General features: G+C 74.2%; 14 protein-coding genes and 3 tRNA genes. 8 read left to right on the top strand and 9 right to left on the bottom strand.

Going from position 1 to position 16484, the window contains the following annotated elements; genetic code table 11:
* Positions 1-134 precede the first annotated feature (134 nt).
* Both hpt and tilS read right to left on the bottom strand, forming a co-directional pair.
* Entirely contained in the window at positions 135-686 is a 552-nt protein-coding gene (gene hpt / locus ACU4ZT_RS04265; RefSeq protein ID WP_063071117.1) for a hypoxanthine phosphoribosyltransferase, read from the bottom strand.
* A 1-nt stretch (position 687) separates the two neighbouring features.
* Positions 688-1713, bottom strand: a complete 1026-nt coding sequence (gene tilS / locus ACU4ZT_RS04260) for a tRNA lysidine(34) synthetase TilS (RefSeq protein WP_270981878.1) — start codon at positions 1711-1713, stop codon at positions 688-690.
* A gap of 54 nt (positions 1714-1767) precedes the next feature.
* Between tilS and ACU4ZT_RS04255 the strand changes: the two genes are divergently transcribed.
* Positions 1768-2295 (top strand): inorganic diphosphatase, encoded by a 528-nt coding sequence (locus ACU4ZT_RS04255; RefSeq protein WP_063071115.1) that lies wholly within the window; start codon positions 1768-1770, stop codon positions 2293-2295.
* A gap of 103 nt (positions 2296-2398) precedes the next feature.
* Here the strand turns inward: ACU4ZT_RS04255 and ACU4ZT_RS04250 are convergent, their stop codons facing one another.
* Both ACU4ZT_RS04250 and ACU4ZT_RS04245 read right to left on the bottom strand, forming a co-directional pair.
* Positions 2399-3781, bottom strand: a complete 1383-nt coding sequence (locus ACU4ZT_RS04250; RefSeq protein ID WP_063071128.1) for a C40 family peptidase — start codon at positions 3779-3781, stop codon at positions 2399-2401.
* A gap of 13 nt (positions 3782-3794) precedes the next feature.
* Positions 3795-5084, bottom strand: coding sequence for a peptidoglycan DD-metalloendopeptidase family protein (locus tag ACU4ZT_RS04245; RefSeq protein ID WP_063071114.1), 1290 nt, complete (start codon positions 5082-5084; stop codon positions 3795-3797).
* A 420-nt stretch (positions 5085-5504) separates the two neighbouring features.
* On the opposite strand from ACU4ZT_RS04245, the gene ACU4ZT_RS04240 reads away from it, so the two are divergent.
* The 3 genes from ACU4ZT_RS04240 (at position 5505) to ACU4ZT_RS04230 (ending at position 5824) form a co-directional block, all read left to right on the top strand.
* Positions 5505-5580 (top strand) — tRNA-Glu (locus ACU4ZT_RS04240).
* A gap of 21 nt (positions 5581-5601) precedes the next feature.
* Positions 5602-5678 (top strand) — tRNA-Asp (locus ACU4ZT_RS04235).
* A 70-nt stretch (positions 5679-5748) separates the two neighbouring features.
* Positions 5749-5824 (top strand) — tRNA-Phe (locus ACU4ZT_RS04230).
* Between the two features lie 68 nt (positions 5825-5892).
* Here ACU4ZT_RS04230 and ACU4ZT_RS04225 read toward each other — a convergent pair.
* Together ACU4ZT_RS04225 and ACU4ZT_RS04220 are read right to left on the bottom strand one after the other, a co-directional pair.
* Positions 5893-6426, bottom strand: a complete 534-nt coding sequence (locus tag ACU4ZT_RS04225; protein ID WP_445338072.1) for an O-acetyl-ADP-ribose deacetylase — start codon at positions 6424-6426, stop codon at positions 5893-5895.
* A 28-nt stretch (positions 6427-6454) separates the two neighbouring features.
* A complete protein-coding gene (locus ACU4ZT_RS04220) occupies positions 6455-7609 on the bottom strand; it encodes an acyltransferase family protein (RefSeq protein WP_445338070.1) in 1155 nt (384 codons plus the stop codon).
* A gap of 360 nt (positions 7610-7969) precedes the next feature.
* Between ACU4ZT_RS04220 and ACU4ZT_RS04215 the strand changes: the two genes are divergently transcribed.
* On the top strand, positions 7970-9805 hold the full coding sequence (locus tag ACU4ZT_RS04215; protein WP_445338068.1) for a glycoside hydrolase family 15 protein: 1836 nt from the start codon (positions 7970-7972) through the stop codon (positions 9803-9805).
* A 79-nt stretch (positions 9806-9884) separates the two neighbouring features.
* On the opposite strand, the gene ACU4ZT_RS04210 is transcribed toward ACU4ZT_RS04215, so the two are convergent.
* Together ACU4ZT_RS04210 and ACU4ZT_RS04205 are read right to left on the bottom strand one after the other, a co-directional pair.
* Positions 9885-10625: a YqjF family protein gene (locus ACU4ZT_RS04210; protein WP_063071111.1), complete on the bottom strand. Its 741-nt coding sequence runs from the start codon at positions 10623-10625 to the stop codon at positions 9885-9887.
* Positions 10622-11065, bottom strand: coding sequence for a MarR family winged helix-turn-helix transcriptional regulator (locus tag ACU4ZT_RS04205; RefSeq protein ID WP_063071110.1), 444 nt, complete (start codon positions 11063-11065; stop codon positions 10622-10624). The genes ACU4ZT_RS04210 and ACU4ZT_RS04205 overlap by 4 nt, the downstream gene beginning before the upstream one ends.
* 81 nt (positions 11066-11146) lie before the next feature.
* Here ACU4ZT_RS04205 and ACU4ZT_RS04200 point away from each other — a divergent pair, with 81 nt between their 5' ends.
* Entirely contained in the window at positions 11147-11968 is an 822-nt protein-coding gene (locus ACU4ZT_RS04200) for a TspO/MBR family protein (RefSeq protein ID WP_445338066.1), read from the top strand.
* Between the two features lie 48 nt (positions 11969-12016).
* Here ACU4ZT_RS04200 and ACU4ZT_RS04195 read toward each other — a convergent pair whose 3' ends face one another.
* Positions 12017-13060: an NAD-dependent epimerase/dehydratase family protein gene (locus ACU4ZT_RS04195; RefSeq protein WP_445338064.1), complete on the bottom strand. Its 1044-nt coding sequence runs from the start codon at positions 13058-13060 to the stop codon at positions 12017-12019.
* Positions 13061-13308: 248 nt separating this feature from the next.
* Here ACU4ZT_RS04195 and ACU4ZT_RS04190 point away from each other — a divergent pair, with 248 nt between their 5' ends.
* Together ACU4ZT_RS04190 and ACU4ZT_RS04185 are read left to right on the top strand one after the other, a co-directional pair.
* A complete protein-coding gene (locus ACU4ZT_RS04190; protein ID WP_445338062.1) occupies positions 13309-14598 on the top strand; it encodes an endo-1,4-beta-xylanase in 1290 nt (429 codons plus the stop codon).
* Between the two features lie 340 nt (positions 14599-14938).
* Positions 14939-16483: a sugar transferase gene (locus tag ACU4ZT_RS04185; protein WP_445338060.1), complete on the top strand. Its 1545-nt coding sequence runs from the start codon at positions 14939-14941 to the stop codon at positions 16481-16483.
* The last annotated feature ends 1 nt before the right edge of the window (position 16484 follow it).

The following is a 16484-nucleotide window of genomic DNA, read 5'->3' as shown; positions in this document are numbered from 1 at the left end:
ACCTTTCTGCCCGTGCCGCGCCGTACGGCGACGAGATGTTCCGAGGATACAAGCGGCTGTCTGAGCGCGGCCGCGGTGTTCGCCGCCAGCCGAACGGGCGGCAGCATGGAGCGGGATAAGAGGAGCGGGGCGCCTCAGCTGTAGACGTGCGGCGCGAGGATGGCCACGTCGCGGAGGTTGCGGTAGCGCTCCGCGTAGTCGAGGCCGTAGCCGATGACGAAGTCGTCGGGGATCTCGAAGCCCACGTAGCGCACGTCGACGGCGATCTTCGCGGCCTCGGGCTTGCGGAGGAGCGCGCAGACCTCGACGCTCGCCGCGCCGCGCGAGCGGAGGTTCGCGAGGAGCCAGGAGAGGGTGAGGCCGGAGTCGATGATGTCCTCGACGATGAGCACGTGCCGGCCCGAGAGGTCGGCGTCGAGGTCCTTGAGGATGCGGACGACGCCGCTCGACTTCGTGCCGGAGCCGTAGGAGCTCACGGCCATCCAGTCCATGTGGACGGGCAGCTCGAGCTCGCGCGCGAGGTCGGCCATGACCATGACCGCGCCCTTCAGGACGCCGACGAGGAGCAGCTCCTCCCCCGCGTGGTCCCGCTCGATCTCACGGCACATCTCGGCGATGCGGCCGTGGATCTCCTCCTCGGTGTGCAGGACCCGGGTCAGGTCGTCGGCGATGTCGGTGGATCTCATGTCACTCTTCCGTCGTCCTGGCGCTGAGGACGATGAGCCCGTCCCTGCGTAGAACCCTAACGCCCGGGAGGTCCACCGGCCCCTGCCCGCGCCAGTCGGTGACGAGCCGCGCGACCTCCAGCACATGCGTCCGGGAGAGGTGCGCCGCGAACTCCTCGCGTGCGGCGAGGCGGATCAGCCGGTGCCGGAGCGCCGGCGGGGCGGCGAGGAGCGAGGCGACCTCCAGCGAGATGCCGGCCTCGGCGTGGTCGGCGATCTCCTCGATCATCTCCGCGGCAAAGTGCTCGAGGGCGTCGTCGTCCTCGCGCAGCTGGTCGGCCGTGCGGGCGAGCGCCTCCGCGATCCCGGGGCCGAGCTCCCGCTCGAGCACGGGCAGCACGTCGTGGCGGACGCGCACGCGGGCGTAGGCGGGATCGGCGTTGTGCGGGTCCCGCCACGGCTCGAGGCCCTGGTCGGCGCAGGCGGCGCGCGTGACGGACGCGCGGATCCCGAGCAGCGGCCGCAGGAGGACGGCGTCGGCCGAGCGCGCGGGGACGGACGCGGCCATGCCGTGCAGGCTCGCGGCCCCGGATCCCCGCGCGAGCCCGAGCAGCACCGTCTCGGCCTGGTCGTCGAGCGTGTGCGCGAGCAGCAGCGCGCGGGCCCCGGTCTGCCCCAGCGCGTCGTCGAACGCGGCGTACCTGGCCGCGCGCGCGGCGGCCTCGGGGCCGTCGGCGCCCGGCTCCACGCGCACGCGCGTGACGAGGACGGGGTCGAGGCCGAGGTCGCGCGCGGCGTCGGCGGCACGCGCCGCGACCCGGTCGGAGCCGTCCTGCAGGCCGTGGTCGACGACGATCGCGCCGACCGCCACGCCGGCGCGCGGCCCCTCGAACGCGGCCGCGGCGGCGAGGGCCAGCGAGTCGGCGCCCCCGGAGAGCGCCACGAGGACGGGACCGGACGCGGAGGGGTCGAGCGCGGAGACGGCCCCGCGGACCGCTCGCCGGAGGTCCGCGACGGCGGGTGTGAGACGGGGGCGCTCGGAGGGCATCCACTAACGTTATGGCAGCATCCCGCCCACGTCAGAACCACGAGGAGCACGCGCATGGCCAGCTACGACGTCGTCGTCGAAATCCCCAAGGGGTCCCGCAACAAGTACGAGGTCGACCACGAGACGGGCCGCGTGTACCTCGACCGCGTGCTCTTCACGTCGTTCGTGTACCCCACCGACTACGGCTACTTCGAGAACACGCTCGGCCTCGACGGCGACCCCGTCGACGTGCTCGTGCTGCTCGAGTACCCGGTCTTCCCCGGCGTCGGCGTCTCCATCCGCCCCGTCGGCGTGTTCAACATGAGCGACGAGGCCGGCATCGACTCCAAGGTCATCGGCGTCCCCGCGAAGGACCCGCGCTGGGCGCACATCCAGGACATCACGGACGTGCCCGAGCAGACCCGCAAGGAGATCGAGCACTTCTTCGAGCACTACAAGGACCTCGAGCCCGGCAAGTGGGTCAAGACGGAGGGGTGGGGCGACGCGGCCGAGGCCGAGGCCATCGTGCAGGCCGGTTTCGACAAGCTCCAGGCCGAGGGCCACGGCGACGGCCACGGCGGCGAGCCGGAGGAGGACGCCTGATCCGCGTCCCCGCCTGAGCCCGCGCGGCTGACACGACGACGCCCGCCTCCCCGCAGCAGATGCGGAGGGGCGGGCGTCGTCGTGCGCGGGGCGGGCGGCCGGATCAGCCGGGTCGGCCCACGTAGGGCATGATGTCGCTGCCACCCCAGAGGGACTGGATCTTCACCACGTCGCCGGGCTTCGGCGCCGCGATGATCGTGTTCCCGCCGAGCGAGATGGCGTCGTGGTAGAAGTCGCCGCCGCTGTTCCAGAAGACGATGTCGCCGGCCTGGCGCTGCGAGAACGGGACGAGCTTCCCCTGCGCCTGCATCGTGTTGTACTGCGAGCTCACCGAGTGTCCGCCGACGTTGATGCCCGCCGCGCGGTACGACATCATCACGAGGCCCGAGCAGTCCCAGCCGTCGCCCTCGCCGCCGAAGGAGTAGGCCTCGCCGAGCTGCGACTTCGCGAAGGAGATGGCGACCTGGGCCGCGTTGCCCGAGGGCGCGGGGGCCGGGGCGGGGCGCGCCGGCTGCGGAGCGGGGCGCACCGGCTGCGGGGCGGGCTGGGCCGGCGCGGGCGCCGGCTGCGCGGGGGCCGGGGCGCTGGATCCGCCGCCGGTCGAGGGGCCGGCCCCGCCGCCCGACGAGCCGCCGGAGGGGGCGCCTCCGCCGGACGAGCCCGACGCCGCCCCGCCGCCGGAGGACCCGGCTCCGGAACCCGATGCCGCCGCGGCCGGTGCGGCGGGAGCCGCCGGCTGCGTGAGGCTCTGCACGTACTGCGCCTCGATCTCCGACGTGGAGTCCTTGAGGAGCGCCAGCTGCGCGATGAGCTGGTCGCTGTTGCGGGTCTGCTCCGCCACCGCGGAGGCGGCGGTCGCCGCGGCCGACTTCGCGGCGTCGAGCGACTTCTGCGCCTCGTCCGCGAGGCGGCCGAGCTCGTCCTTGGCCACCTGCGCCTGGTCGCTGAGGGACGCCGCGCTGTTGCGGTCCGCGAGCGCCTGCTGGTACACGCTCTGGGTGCTCTCGGAGAGCTTCGACATGGTGCCGAGCGAGCGGAGCAGCTGGTCCGCGTCGTCGCCGTCCGAGGTGAACAGGCTCGCCGTGAGGTCCTGGCCGCCGGCGCGGGCGAGGTGGCTCGCGAGGAGGCCCGCGCGCATGCGGCTCGTGAGGGCCGCGGCCTGCGCCTCGTCCGCCTTCTTCTGGAGGCGCTTCAGCTTGTCGGCCTGCGCGTCCTTCGCGGCCTGCGCCTGGGAGTACCGCTCCCCCGCGAGCATGGCGGCGGTGTTCGCCTGGTCCGCGGACTCCTGCAGGCCGGTGGCCAGCTGCGTCACGCGGTCGATGGCCGCCTGCGTGTCCGCCTCGTTCGCCTTCGCCGCCTGGACGTCGGCCCACGACGGGTAGTCGGTGGCGGCGAAGGCCGTCTGGGCGGCGACGCCGCTGGAGACGGCGATGACGCCCACGGCGATCGTGGAGATGACGACCGTGGTCGGGCGGAGGTGGTTCATGTCGTTCCTCATGTCAATGCGTGCTCGTGATGGAGACGCCCTGGCCGTGCATGAACGCCACCGGGTCGACGGCGTCCCCGTTGATGCGGATCTCGAAGTGGAGGTGGCAGCCGGTGGAGCCGCCCGTGGTGCCCGTGCGGGCGATGGGCTGGCCCGCGACGACCTGCTGGCCCTGCCGCACGAGGGTGCCGCCGTCCATGATGTGGCCGTACGCCGAGGAGACCCCGCCGCCGTGGTCGATGCGGATGTAGTTGCCGTACCCGCCGTTCCAGCTGGCGAAGGAGACGGTGCCCGCGTGCGCCGCGTACTGGGTCGCGCCGCAGGTGGCGCCGCGGACCAGGTCCTCGCCGGCGTGGAAGATCAGCCGCTTGTAGATGGGGTGGAACCGCTCCCCGAAGAACCCGCTGGTGTTCGCTCCCGGGAGGGGCGCCGTCCAGCCGGTGCTGCTGACCGCGCCGGGCGAGACGTCACCGCCCGCGCTGCCCTGGCTGGCCGCGAGCGCGTCGGCGTCGGCCTGGCGCTTGCGGACGCCCGCCTGGTAGTCGTCCTCGGTGGCCTCGCGGTTCTCGGAGATGACGGAGAGCTTCGCGTCGGCGTCGGCCTTCTGCGCGCTCTGGTCCTCGAGCGCCTGCTGGAGGTCGGACTGCGCCTGCGCGGCCTCCTGGAGGAGCTGCTCGGCCTTGGCGTTCAGAGCGTCGAGCTCCTTCAGCGCGACCTGCGCCTGGTCGCTGAGGGACTTGGCGGCGTTGCGGTCCTGGATCGCGATGGCGTAGATCTGGTCGGACTTCTCGGCGACCTTGCTCATGGTGCCGAGCTTGTCGAGGAGGTCGTCGCTGCCGTCCCCCTCGCTGAGGAGCAGGGTGCCGGAGAGGTTCTGGCCGCCGGAGCGCATCAGCTGCTTGGCGAGGCCCGCGGCCTGCTCCTGCGACTTCGTGGCCTTCGCGTCGGCCGCGTCGACCTTGCCCTGGAGCTGCACGGTGTCGGCGTGCTTGTCGTCCGCCGCCTGCTGCGCCTGGTCGTGCTCCTCGCCACGCTGCACCACGAGGGCCTGCGCGTCGGCGACACGCTGCTGGAGCGACGCGATCTCGTCGTTGATGCTCTGCACCAGCTGCTTCTGCGCCTGCTCGTCCCCGCGCGCCTTCTGCACGTCGTCCCACGAGGCGAACGTCTCGGCGTGCGCGGGAGCCGCGATGGATCCGGTGAGGAGGACCGCCAGTACGGCGACGACGGCCTGGATGCCGTGCCGCGTGCGGGAGCGCGGGGCGCGCGAGCGGCGCGCGCTCCGGTGGAGGTCCTGGTTCATGTGCTCCCGATCATCGTGTCGCCCGGCTGGCCGGCTGCGCCTCCCGCGGGCGGGCGGGCGTCCCGGATCACATCCGTCACACCCGCACCTGCTCTCACAGTACTGAGGGGGACGCACGGCGCACAGCGGCCGGACGCGGGGATCCGCACGGGGAGCCCCTCCCCGGGAGGGTCGACCGAAGGCTAACCCCGCGGCAGGGTCGCGCCGCGGCAGCGCGCTGGCCGTGTCGCGAACCTGGCAGGACGTCGGGCGCGCGGCGCGCGGCCCCTCCGCGCGCCCGGGGACGAGCCGCGACACGCCGTCGGATCCGCATGCCCGCGGGCCGGGACCCCGATCGCGCCCGGCCGATTTGAGTCCTCGCCCGGAGTGCGGTTATGCTGACGTGTCGGTTGCTGCGAGACCTGGGAGACCAGGGCGAGCGGCCCCATCGTTTAGTGGCCTAGGACGGCGCCCTTTCACGGCGTTAACACGGGTTCGAATCCCGTTGGGGTCACCAGGCAATGCGATCGACATGCAAGGCCCTGTAGCGCAGCTGGTTAGCGTGCCGCCCTGTCACGGCGGAGGTCGCGGGTTCAAGTCCCGTCAGGGTCGCCACGGATGGCGAGCCCTCTCCTCGGAGAGGGCTTCTCTCCGATGTGGGCGTCTTCTCGCAAGCCGCCCGCTCGCCTGGGTAGCTCAGTTGGTAGAGCGTTCGACTGAAAATCGAAAGGTCCGCGGATCGACGCCGCGTCCAGGCACCACCCGCCGGTCCCCGTCACAGACGTGAGGGCCGGCGTCCTCGTCTCACGGCCCGTCCGCCGTGCGCCGATCAGGCGTCGTCGGCCAGCGCATCCTCGAACCGGGCGAGCACCGCGTCCGAGAAGAGGACGAAGCGCACGAGCTCGATCCCGTCGGCCGCTCCCTCCGCGACGGCCGTGCGCACCGCGGCGACCGCCACCCGCGCCGCGTCGTCGACCGGCCAGCCGTAGACGCCCGCCGAGACCGCGGGGAAGGCGACGCTCCGGAGCCGCAGGGCCGCCGCGACCTCGATCGACCGGCGGTAGGCGCTCGCGAGCACGGCCGTGCGGTCCTCGGACCGCGACCAGACCGGGCCGACCGTGTGGATCACGTGGCGCGCGGGCAGCCGGAAGCCCGGCGTCGCGACGGCGTCGCCCGCGGGCAGGCCGTCGGGGAGCTCCTCGGCGCGGATCCGGCGGCAGGCGGCGAGGAGCTCCGGGCCGGCCGCGCGGTGGATGGCGCCGTCCACTCCCCCGCCGCCGAGGAGCGACGAGTTCGCCGCGTTCACGATGGCGTCCACGTCCTGCCGGGTGATGTCGCCGCGCACGGCCTCGATGTCGGTCATCCGTCCAGCCTGGCCCGAGCGGGTCGGATCAGCGCGCGACGGCCTCGGGCGCCGGGGCGCGGCTCGCCGTCAGCCAGCGCGGGCCCTCGAGCGTCCACCGCAGCGGCGAGCCGAGGACGGCGGCGCCGATGAGCCGGCTCGCGACGACCACGGGCACGAGCAGCGCGATCGGCAGGATCGCGCCCCAGGCGTACGTGTGCTCCCGGAGCAGCGGCACCAGGCCCGCGAGCTTCAGCGCCGCGCTGAGCGCCGAGACCAGGAAGATGTGGAAGACGTACACGGGCAGGGTCTGCCGGCCCACCCAGCGGAGCGCCCGCGACAGCGGGTTCGCCATGCCGGCCACGGCGAGCACCTGGTTGCTCGCGAGGAGCGCGACGCCGGCGATCGCGAAGGTCAGGACGGGCCCGTGCCCGGTCGCGCTGAGGAGCGCGAAGACGCCGGCGTACGCGAGGATCCCCGCGGCGGCGGTGACGAGGGTCGCGCGCCGCATCAGGGCGAGCCACGCGTCGCGGCCCACGACGCCGGCGAAGAACCAGACGAGGTTCGCCGCGACGGAGCCGGCCTTCACAGCGTCCAGCGGCTCGGTGAGCAGGCCCGCGGTGAGCGGCTTGAGGGCGGGCACGGCGAGGGCGAGGGCCGCGAACGCGACGAGCGCCCACGCCCGATGCCGGCCGAGGAGGCGCGTGCACGCCCAGGCGATGACGAAGAAGACCGGCAGCGCCCAGAGGTACCAGTACGACGTCGGCAGAGCGACGCTCAGGAGCAGCTGCCCGGGCGTGGGGGCCTCGCCGCCGCCGCGCGCCTGCGGGACGAAGAGGCGGGCGAGGAAGAGGAGCGTCCAGATCGCGTAGACGGAGAGGATGCCGAGGGTCCGGCCGCGCGTCTGCGCGAGCGGGCGGCTCACGGCGCGCATCGCGAGGAAGCCGGAGATGAAGAAGAACAGGGGCATGCGGAGAGGCGCGAACGCGGCGCTCACGTCCCACCACAGGGCGGCGGGACCCTCGTTGACCTCGTTCTCGAACATGAGGGACAGGTGCAGCAGGACGACGAGCACCATGCAGGCGCCCTTGCCCGCATCGATCCACTCGAAGCGGGGGCGGGCGGCGGCATCGGGCGCGGACGCGGGACGGAGGGCGGAGTCCGAGCGCGCGCGGGAACGCGGGCTCATGGAGGGGAGGGCCATGGCTCATCTCTGGGGCGCCTGGGCGGGAGCGGGCGACACCTGCGGGCGGCGCGGGTTCGGGTCCGCTGATCGTATCCCCGGGTCGGCGGGTGCGGCCTCCCCCCGAGCGGGGCACGGGGATCCCCCGCGCGGACGACGCTGTCCGGCGGGCGGCGACCGGAACCGTTCGGGTCGGCTCCGGGCGCATCGGTCAGGTTCGGAAGCCGGGGGAACCCGGATGGGCCGATCCGCGATCGCCGGCGCGGGACGGCTCCCGGCGGACCGTCATGTCCTGGGGCGCCCGGGCGCGGCCTACGCGGCGGCGGCGCGGGGATACTGGAGGTGTCGGTGATCCTCGCGGCCGGCGCCGACAGGAGTCCCATGGCCACGCCCGCATCCCGCCCCGCACCCGAGCGCATCGACGGCTACATCGCGCTCCGCAGCTACGCCGCCATCGGGGACGGGCGCACCGTCGCGCTCATCGCGGAGGACGGCGACATCGACTGGCTGCCCCTGCCCGACCTGCACACCCCGCCCGCGTTCGCGGCGATCCTCGACGCCCCGCACGGCGGACGCATCAGCCTGCGGCCCGACGAGGACTTCGAGGTCAGCCGCGCGTACGTCTCCGGCACCAACGTGCTCACCACCACCTTCACCACGGCGTCCGGCAGCGTGCGCGTCACCGATGCGCTCGTCACGGGCGTCGCCGGGCGCCTGCCATGGGCGGAGCTCGGGCGGCGCATCGAGGGGCTCACGGGCGAGGTCGCGATGAGCTGGCTCGTGGCGCCCGGCACCGCGCTCGCCACCTCGTCGCCGTGGGTGCAGTCCACGCACAACGGGCCGGTGATCCGCGTCGACGGCGTGACGCTCGCGGTCGTCGGCCTCGACCACGGGCCGGCCGAGCCCGGCACCCAGTCGGTCTCGGGCGCGTTCACCACGACGGAGGGGTCGCGGCACGTGATCACGCTCGTGGGCACCGAGCGGGAGCCCGTGCGGATCCCGAACCCGGAGATCGTGGACGAGGGCATCGACCGCACCATCCGCAACTGGGAGCAGTGGAGCACCGAGTTCCGGTACGAGGGCGAGTGGTCCGACCAGGTGCAGCGCAGCGCGCTGGCGCTGAAGCTGCTCGTGCACGCGCCCACCGGGTCCATCGCCGCGGCCGCCACCACCTCGCTGCCCGAGCGCATGGGCGGCGGCAAGAACTGGGACTACCGCTTCGCCTGGGTGCGCGACCTCGCGTACACGGTGAACGCGCTGGTGAAGTTCGGGCTCCGCGAGGAGACGCACGCGGCCGTCTCGTGGATGCTCCGCACGATCCGCGACAACGGCCCCGAGCTGCACGTCTTCTACTCGCTCGAGGGCGGCGTGCCCGAGGGCAGCTCGAACCCCGAGGTGCCGGGCTGGCGCGGCGTCGGCCCCGTGGTGGACGGCAACGACGCGCAGGCGCAGCTGCAGCTCGGCGTGTTCGGCGACCTCTTCGACGTCGTGCGCACCTACGTGCGCGACGGCAACGTGCTCGACGCCGACACCGGCCGCCTCCTCGCGACCTTCGCCGACCGCGCCTGCGACATGTGGCAGAAGCGCGACGCCGGCATGTGGGAGCTCGAGGACGAGCAGCACTACACGACCTCCAAGCTCGGCTGCTGGCAGGCGCTCGACTGCGCCGTCGAGCTGGCCGAGGTGGGGCAGATCCCCGGCGTGCCGGACCGGTGGCGGGCCGAGCGCGACCGGATCCGCGCCTGGGTCGAGGAGGAGTGCTGGGACGAGGGCCGCGGCGCCTACGTGATGCACCCGGGCAGCCAGCGGCTCGACGCGAGCATCCTGCTGCACTCGATCTCCGGCTTCGACCGCGGCGAGCGCATGTCCCGCACCCTCGACGCCCTCCGCTCGGAGCTCGGCCGCGGCCCGCTCCTCTACCGCTACTCCGGCATGCCCGAGGAGGAGGGCACGTTCACCGCGTGCGCCTTCTGGATGGCGGGCGCGCTCGCGTGCGTGGGACGGATCGACGAGGCCCGCGACCTCATGGACCAGCTCGTCGAGCTCGGCAACGACGTGGGCCTCTACTCGGAGATGATCGACGCCGACGACCACGCGTTCCTCGGCAACCTGCCGCAGGGGCTCAGCCACCTGGCGCTCGTGAGCGCCGCGCTGACGATCGAGGAGCTGTCGGGCGGGAAGGCCCGCTCGACGCGGACGCCGCGCGCGGAGCGGTAGGGAGCGGGCGGGCGCCCGGCGACGTCGGCCGCGCGGGCGCCGACCCGGTCGGTGTCGACCCGGCGGGCTCCGTCCGGCGTCAGGCGCGCGGGCGCATCGGCCCCGCGAACTCCGTGCGGACGCCGCGGGAGAAGAGCACGGAGTCGGGCGCGCGGTCGACGATCCCGGGGAGCCCGGCGGCCGCGACCAGCTCGTCGTCGAGGTCCACCAGCTCGGCGCGCTCCAGGGTCCACGCGTCGTGCGTGTTCGGCCAGTAGCGCGTGACGCCGCCGCGGGCCACGTGCATGCCCCAGCGCGCGGTGAGGAAGTCGGCGAGCGGATCGCCCTCCACCTCCTCGCCGAGCGGACGGACGGAGATGCGGGACGACGGGCGCGCGCCCGTGTGCCGGCGCGACGTGTACGTGACGACGCCGTCCTGCTCGGCGTGCGTCATCGACGCCCACATGTACGGGAGGCCGAGGCCGACGCGGGCGCCGATCACCGGCAGGAGCTTCGCGGCCTCGAGGGAGCGGAAGACCACGCCGCGGCGGCCGTCGTCGCCGACGCTGTAGAGCCGCACGTTGAGCTCGGCGAAGGTGCCGGCCCACGGGACGGCGGGCAGGGGCGGGAAGGCGCTGCGCGACAGGACGAACGGGATGAGGCCGACCCAGCTGGATCCGTCGTGGACGTCGGGGCGCGTGCCCGGCGGGAGGAGCGGGGCGACGAGCGCCGGATCCACGCGCCAGTGCACGAACGCGAGGTCGCTCCAGAGCTGGCGGATGACCGCGCGGCCGGGGAGGTCGGGCGCGGCGGCGGAGATCGGGTCCGCGGGGCGCCTCACGAGGCGCTCCCCGGGCGGCCGGCCTGGCGGATGACGTCGATGAGGCCGCGGCGCATCTCCTCGGAGCGGGCGATGCCGGGGACGACGTCGCGCTCGAGGTCCTGCGCGCGGGCCCACGCCTCGGCGCCGGCCTCGGTGCGGGCGACGACGTGACGGCGGCGGTCCCGCGGATCCGGCGCGCGCGACACGAGGCCCTCCCGCTCCAGCCGCTCGAGCGTGCGCGACATGGTCTGCGTCTCGACGTGCGCGGAGCGGGCGAGCTGGATCTGGCTGAGCGGCCCGTCCCGCAGCAGGTGCAGCGCGATGAGGCCCGCGTGCGTCACGCCGAGCGTGGTGAGCGCCTCCGCCCACGCGTGCTCGACCGCGCGCGCGGCCGTGGACAGCAGCCGGCCCGTGGGCCAGCTCGCGAGCTCGTCCTCGGCGGACATCCCTCCGGCCATGGGCGACACCTCCTGCTACAGTGATCGTCAGCAGGCTGACTATCTGCCTGCTGACATTCACATCGTAGAGGAGCAGGCCGCATGGGCACCATGAAGGACGTCGTCCGTCAGATCGTCGTCATCTCGAGCATGGCGTTCGCCGTCATCGGCTCGGCGTTCGGCTCCGGCGCCTTCAGCGACCAGAGCATCCAGACCGCGTCGAGCGGCGCGCTCAGCGCGAGCTACACGCCGGTCGCCCCCGCGGGTCCGGCCTTCTCGATCTGGAGCGTCGTCTACCTCGGGCTCGTCGCGTACACGGTCTGGCAGGCGCTCCCCGCCCAGCGCGCCGACGAGCGCCAGCGCCGCGTCGGCTACCCGGTCGCGGTGACGCTCGTGCTCAACGCCGTCTGGATCCTCACCGCCCAGGCCGGGCTCCTCGTGCTGAGCGGCGTGGTCATCGTGGCGCTGCTCGCGACGCTGATGTGGGTCTTCCGCGCGCTGATGGCCACGCGCCCGCGGACCGCCGTCGAGGGCGTGGTGCTCGACGGCACGACGGGCCTCTACCTCGGCTGGGTGAGCGTGGCGTCGATCGCGAACATCGCGTCGATCCTCCGCGCCTCCGGCCTCGAGCCGGGCACGACCGGCCGCGACGCGTGGGCGATCGCGCTGCTCGCGGTCGCGGGCGCTGTGGGCGTCGTGCTCGCGCTCCGCGACGGCGGGCGGCTCGCGCCGTCGGCCGCGATCGCGTGGGGCCTCGCCTGGGTGGCCGTCGGCCGCCTCACGGGCGAGCTGCTGTCGACGCCCGCCGCGATCGCCGCGATCGTGGCCGCGGCGGCCGTCGTGGTCATGACGCTCGTCGCGCGCGGCCGCGCCGGGTGGACCGGCCGGGTCGCGCGCCGCGCGAGCGCGATCGCCGCCAGCTGATCCCGGCGCGGCGGCGCGTGCAGCCCGGTCGCGGAGCCGGCCGCCCGCTCAGCCCGCCGCCGCGTCCCGGTAGGCCCGGTCGGCCGCGTGCTTCGCCGCCACCAGGCGCGAGATCCGGCGGTCGGTGTCGGCGTCCGGACGCGTGAGCTCCGGGTGCGCGGCCCGGAACGCGACGATGCCGCGCACGGCGAGGTGGAACGGGATCCGCGGCTGGAACGCCGGCACGAGCCGCCGGATCCGGGTGGTGTCGAAGACCGCGCTGTGCGAGAGGTCGCCCACGACGAGCTCGGACCAGCCCCAGTCGGGCTCCACGACGGGGAACTGCTCGGCGGGCACGTGCACGATCCGCGCCTCCACCTCGAGGGCGTCGGCGACGAGGTGGTGGATCCGGTCCCACGTCATCACGTCGTCGCTCGTGATGTGCAGCGCCTCGCCCGTGGCGCGCTCGTCGCCGAGGATCCCGACGAGGCCGACCGCGAAGTCGTCGGCGTGCGTGAGCGTCCAGAGCGAGGTGCCGTCGCCCGGGACCACGACCTCCTCGCCGCGCGCGATGCGGTCGACGACGGTCCAGTCGCCCGCGAGCGGCGGGCTCGCCTCGTCGTAGGTGTGCGACGGGCGGACGATGACGACGGGGAAGCCGCTCGTCGCGTGGTGCAGGAGGAACGCGTCCTCCATCGCGATCTTGTCGCGCGCGTAGGAGAGGAACGGGTTCGCCCGCAGCGTCGACTCGGTGATGGGCGTCTGCAACGCGGGCTTGCGGTAGATCGACGCCGAGCTGATGGCGACGAACTGGCGGGTGCGGCCGGCGAACACGTCGACGCGGCGGTCGGCGCCCGCGGCGTCGAAGGACAGGAAGTCGACGACGGCGTCGAAGGACCGGTCGCCGAGCGCGGCGCGGAGGGCGGCGGGATCCGTGACGTCCGCGACGAGCGGCGTGACGCCCGCGGGGAGCCCGCGGCCCTTCGCGTCGCCGCCGCGCGTGACGACCGTCACGTCGTGGCCCGCGGCGATGGAGGCCCGGACGCACGCGGCGCTGATGGTGCCCGTCCCGCCGAGGTAGAGCACGGACAGGGTGGCGGCACCTGGGGTCATGGGGTCCTCGTCGTCGAAGCGGGGGCGCCGGTCGGATCCGCGCCCTGCGTGCACGCTACGCCCGCGTCGGCCCCTCCCCACCCGCCGCCGAGGGGGAAAGGTTGCGGACATCCGGGGCGCGGTGGACGCCCGTCGCGCCGCCCGCGTAGGTTCCTCGCGACCGCACCGACGCACCGCCAGCGGCTCGCGTCGACCCGCCCGCGGCGGCCGTCGCCGGGCGCGTGGCGCCGACCCCACGAGAGGCACCCATGTCCGCGACGCCCGCCGACCGCCGACCGACCCGCATCCCCGACGCCCGCCGGGCGGAGGCCGTCATCACCGTCCGGGGCGCCGACGGGCGGCCGCTCGCCCACGCCGATGTCGAGGTGGAGCAGGCGTCGCAGGAGGTGGCGTTCGGCAACATCGCCTTCGACCTCATCCCGCTCGCGAACGGCGAGACGGATCCGGACGCCCCCGGCGTGGAGACCTTCGGCGGCGCCCGACTCGAGGGCCTCGAGCGGCTCGCGGAGCAGTGGCTCGCGCTCTTCGACACCGCCACGCTCCCCTTCTACTGGGGCCGGTTCGAGCCCGTGCGCGGGCGGCCCGACACCGCGCGCCTCCTCACGACGGCGCGCTGGCTCCGCGAGCGCGGCATCGCCGTGAAGGGGCACCCGCTCGTCTGGCACACCGTGACCGCACCGTGGCTGCTCGACCTCCCGCTCGACGAGGTGGAGCGCGTGCAGCGGGAGCGGATCCGGCGGGACGTCGGCGACTTCGCCGGCGTGATCGACACGTGGGACGCGATCAACGAGGCCGTGATCATGCCCGTGTTCGACCGCGAGGACAACGGCATCACGCGCCTCGCCGCCGACCGGGGCCGGCTCGCGATGGTGCGCCTGGCGTTCGAGGAGGCGCGCGCCGCGAACCCGGACGCGACGCTCGTGCTCAACGACTTCGACCTCTCGCCCGCGTACGAGCGGCTCATCGAGGAGGTGCTGGACGCGGGGATCCGGGTCGACGCCATCGGGCTGCAGACCCACATGCACCAGGGCTACCGCGGCGAGGAGGAGGTGCTCGGCATCGTGGACCGGTTCGCGCGCTTCGGGCTGCCGATCCACATGACCGAGACGACGCTGCTGTCGGGCGACCCGATGCCGCCCGAGATCACCGACCTCAACGACTTCCGGGTCACGAGCTGGCCGTCCACGCCCGCGGGCGAGGAGCGGCAGGCGGACGAGATCGAGCGGCACTACCGCTCGCTCGTCGGGCACCCGGCCGTCGCGGCCATCACCTACTGGGGCCTCACCGACGACGGGATGTGGCTCGGCGCTCCCGGAGGCCTGGTGCGCGCGGACGGCACGCCGAAGCCGTCGTACGAGGCGCTCCGCCGGCTCATCCGCGAGGAGTGGCGGCTCGCACCCGCCACGATGCGGACGGACGCGGAGGGCCGCGTGCGCGTCACCGCGTTCGCGGGCGGCGTGCGGGTGGCGCACGCCGGGCGGGAGGCCGTGGTGCCCGTGGCGGCGGGGGCGACGGAGGCGGCGGTGACGCTGGGGTAGCTCGCGGAGCGGCCCGACCCCCGAAGGGGGACGGGCGACACGGCTCAGGCTGCGTTTAGCATTGCCGGAGTCACCACGAGGTGTTCTCCCGTCGTACCCGCGACGGTCACTCCCGGACGAGGCCCACCCAGCCGCCGCCCACCACGGAGCCAGGCACCCGACGAGGTCTTCCCGGACCGCGTCGCACCCCGCACCACCCACCTGTAACCCGAAACGCAGGCACACACCCGATGAACCCGTCATCGGCGCTGGTCCGTACCCGACGGCCGCGCCTCCCCGCATCCGACCGACCCCGCATCCCCCGACCGCTCCCCGCGCTGCCCGCGCTCCCCGGCACGCGATGAGCACCACCCGGAACCGTCCCGCGACCCGGGGCGGCGGCACCCGCGTGCGCCCGGAGCGGCGTTCCGCGCACCGCCCGATCATCGGATCCGGCGTCGCGGCCGCCCCGCCGCTCACCCTCTCGGGCCGTCGCTGGGCGCGCGACTACCGCACCCGCCTCATCGCCTCCGACTGGGCGATCATCATCGCGACCGTGCTCGTCGCGCAGCTCACCCGCTTCGGCACGGGCGACGCGGCCGTCGACGCCGGGTCCCTGCAGCTCGACTACGGCATCGTCTCGGTGATCGTCGTGGCCGCGTGGATCGCCGTGCTCGGCGCCTTCCGCACCCGCGACGCCCGCATCGTCGGGGTCGGCGTGGCGGAGTACAAGCGGGTCGTCAACGCGTCGGCCATCACCTTCGGGGCGCTCGCGATCGCGTTCCTCCTCCTCAAGGTCGACATCGCCCGCGGCTACGTCGTGCTCGCGTTCCCGCTCGGCGTGATCGCGCTGCTCGTGGCGCGGTGGAGCTGGCGCCAGTGGCTCATCCGCCGCCGGGTGCAGGGCGACCACCTCTCCCGCGTGGTCGTCGTCGGCACCCGCGCCGACGTCGAGGACGTGGCCGAGCAGATCCTGCTCCGCCCCGGGTCCGGCTACACGGTCGTCGGCGTCGCCATCGACGAGCACCTCGACGGCCTCGACATCGTCGGCCGCCGGATCCCCGTCGTCTCGGACCTCGGCTCCGTCGCCGCGGCCGCCTCCCGCACCGCCGCCGACGCCGTCATCGTCGCCAGCCAGCCGCGCGCCGGCAGCAACTCGGTGCGCACGCTCGGCTGGGAGCTCGAGGGCTCGTCGATCGAGCTGGTGCTCGCGTCGCGTCTCACCGACGTGGCGGGCCCGCGGATCCACTTCCGCCCGGTGGAGGGCCTGCCGCTCATCCACGTGGAGATCCCGCAGTTCGAGGGCGGGAAGCACGTGCTGAAGCGCGCGCTCGACATCGCGGTCTCCGGCCTCGCGCTCGTGGTGCTCGCCCCCGTGATGCTCGTCATCGCGGTCGTCGTCCGCCTCGACAGCCCGGGCGGTGCGATCTTCCGCCAGGAGCGCGTCGGCAAGGCCGGTCGCGAGTTCCACATGCTCAAGTTCCGCTCGATGCGGGCCACCGCGGAGGCGGAGCTCGCGGCGCTCGCCGCCGCGAACGAGGGAGCCGGCCCGCTGTTCAAGCTGCGGGAGGACCCGCGCGTCACCCGCGTGGGCGCCGTGCTCCGCCGGTACTCGCTCGACGAGCTGCCGCAGCTGTGGAACATCCTCGTCGGCGACATGAGCCTGGTGGGCCCGCGCCCGCCGCTGCGCCGTGAGGTGGAGGGCTACGAGAGCCACGTGCACCGCCGCCTGTTCATCAAGCCGGGCCTCACCGGCATGTGGCAGGTGAACGGCCGGAGCGACCTGAGCTGGGACGAGAGCGTCCGGCTCGACCTGTACTACGTCGAGAACTGGTCCCTGACCGGCGACGTCATGATCATGTGGCGCACCTTCCGGGTGCTCACCCGACCCGTAGGGGCGTACTGAA

This window comes from Clavibacter davisi (assembly GCF_052751415.1).
This window is presented reverse-complemented; position numbering and strand designations above follow the sequence as displayed.

Excerpts from the sequence above, each read along its gene's own strand:
- tilS (WP_270981878.1), bottom strand. The coding sequence starts at position 1,713 with ATGCCCTCCGAGCGCCCCCGTCTCACACCCGCCGTCGCGGACCTCCGG.
- ACU4ZT_RS04205 (WP_063071110.1), bottom strand. The coding sequence starts at position 11,065 with ATGGCCGGAGGGATGTCCGCCGAGGACGAGCTCGCGAGCTGGCCCACG.
- ACU4ZT_RS04190 (WP_445338062.1), top strand. The coding sequence starts at position 13,309 with ATGTCCGCGACGCCCGCCGACCGCCGACCGACCCGCATCCCCGACGCC.
- ACU4ZT_RS04255 (WP_063071115.1), top strand. The coding sequence starts at position 1,768 with ATGGCCAGCTACGACGTCGTCGTCGAAATCCCCAAGGGGTCCCGCAAC.
- ACU4ZT_RS04225 (WP_445338072.1), bottom strand. The coding sequence starts at position 6,426 with ATGACCGACATCGAGGCCGTGCGCGGCGACATCACCCGGCAGGACGTG.
- ACU4ZT_RS04250 (WP_063071128.1), bottom strand. The coding sequence starts at position 3,781 with ATGAACCACCTCCGCCCGACCACGGTCGTCATCTCCACGATCGCCGTG.
- ACU4ZT_RS04195 (WP_445338064.1), bottom strand. The coding sequence starts at position 13,060 with ATGACCCCAGGTGCCGCCACCCTGTCCGTGCTCTACCTCGGCGGGACG.
- hpt (WP_063071117.1), bottom strand. The coding sequence starts at position 686 with ATGAGATCCACCGACATCGCCGACGACCTGACCCGGGTCCTGCACACC.
- ACU4ZT_RS04185 (WP_445338060.1), top strand. The coding sequence starts at position 14,939 with ATGAGCACCACCCGGAACCGTCCCGCGACCCGGGGCGGCGGCACCCGC.
- ACU4ZT_RS04215 (WP_445338068.1), top strand. The coding sequence starts at position 7,970 with ATGGCCACGCCCGCATCCCGCCCCGCACCCGAGCGCATCGACGGCTAC.
- ACU4ZT_RS04245 (WP_063071114.1), bottom strand. The coding sequence starts at position 5,084 with ATGAACCAGGACCTCCACCGGAGCGCGCGCCGCTCGCGCGCCCCGCGC.
- ACU4ZT_RS04220 (WP_445338070.1), bottom strand. The coding sequence starts at position 7,609 with ATGGCCCTCCCCTCCATGAGCCCGCGTTCCCGCGCGCGCTCGGACTCC.
- ACU4ZT_RS04200 (WP_445338066.1), top strand. The coding sequence starts at position 11,147 with ATGGGCACCATGAAGGACGTCGTCCGTCAGATCGTCGTCATCTCGAGC.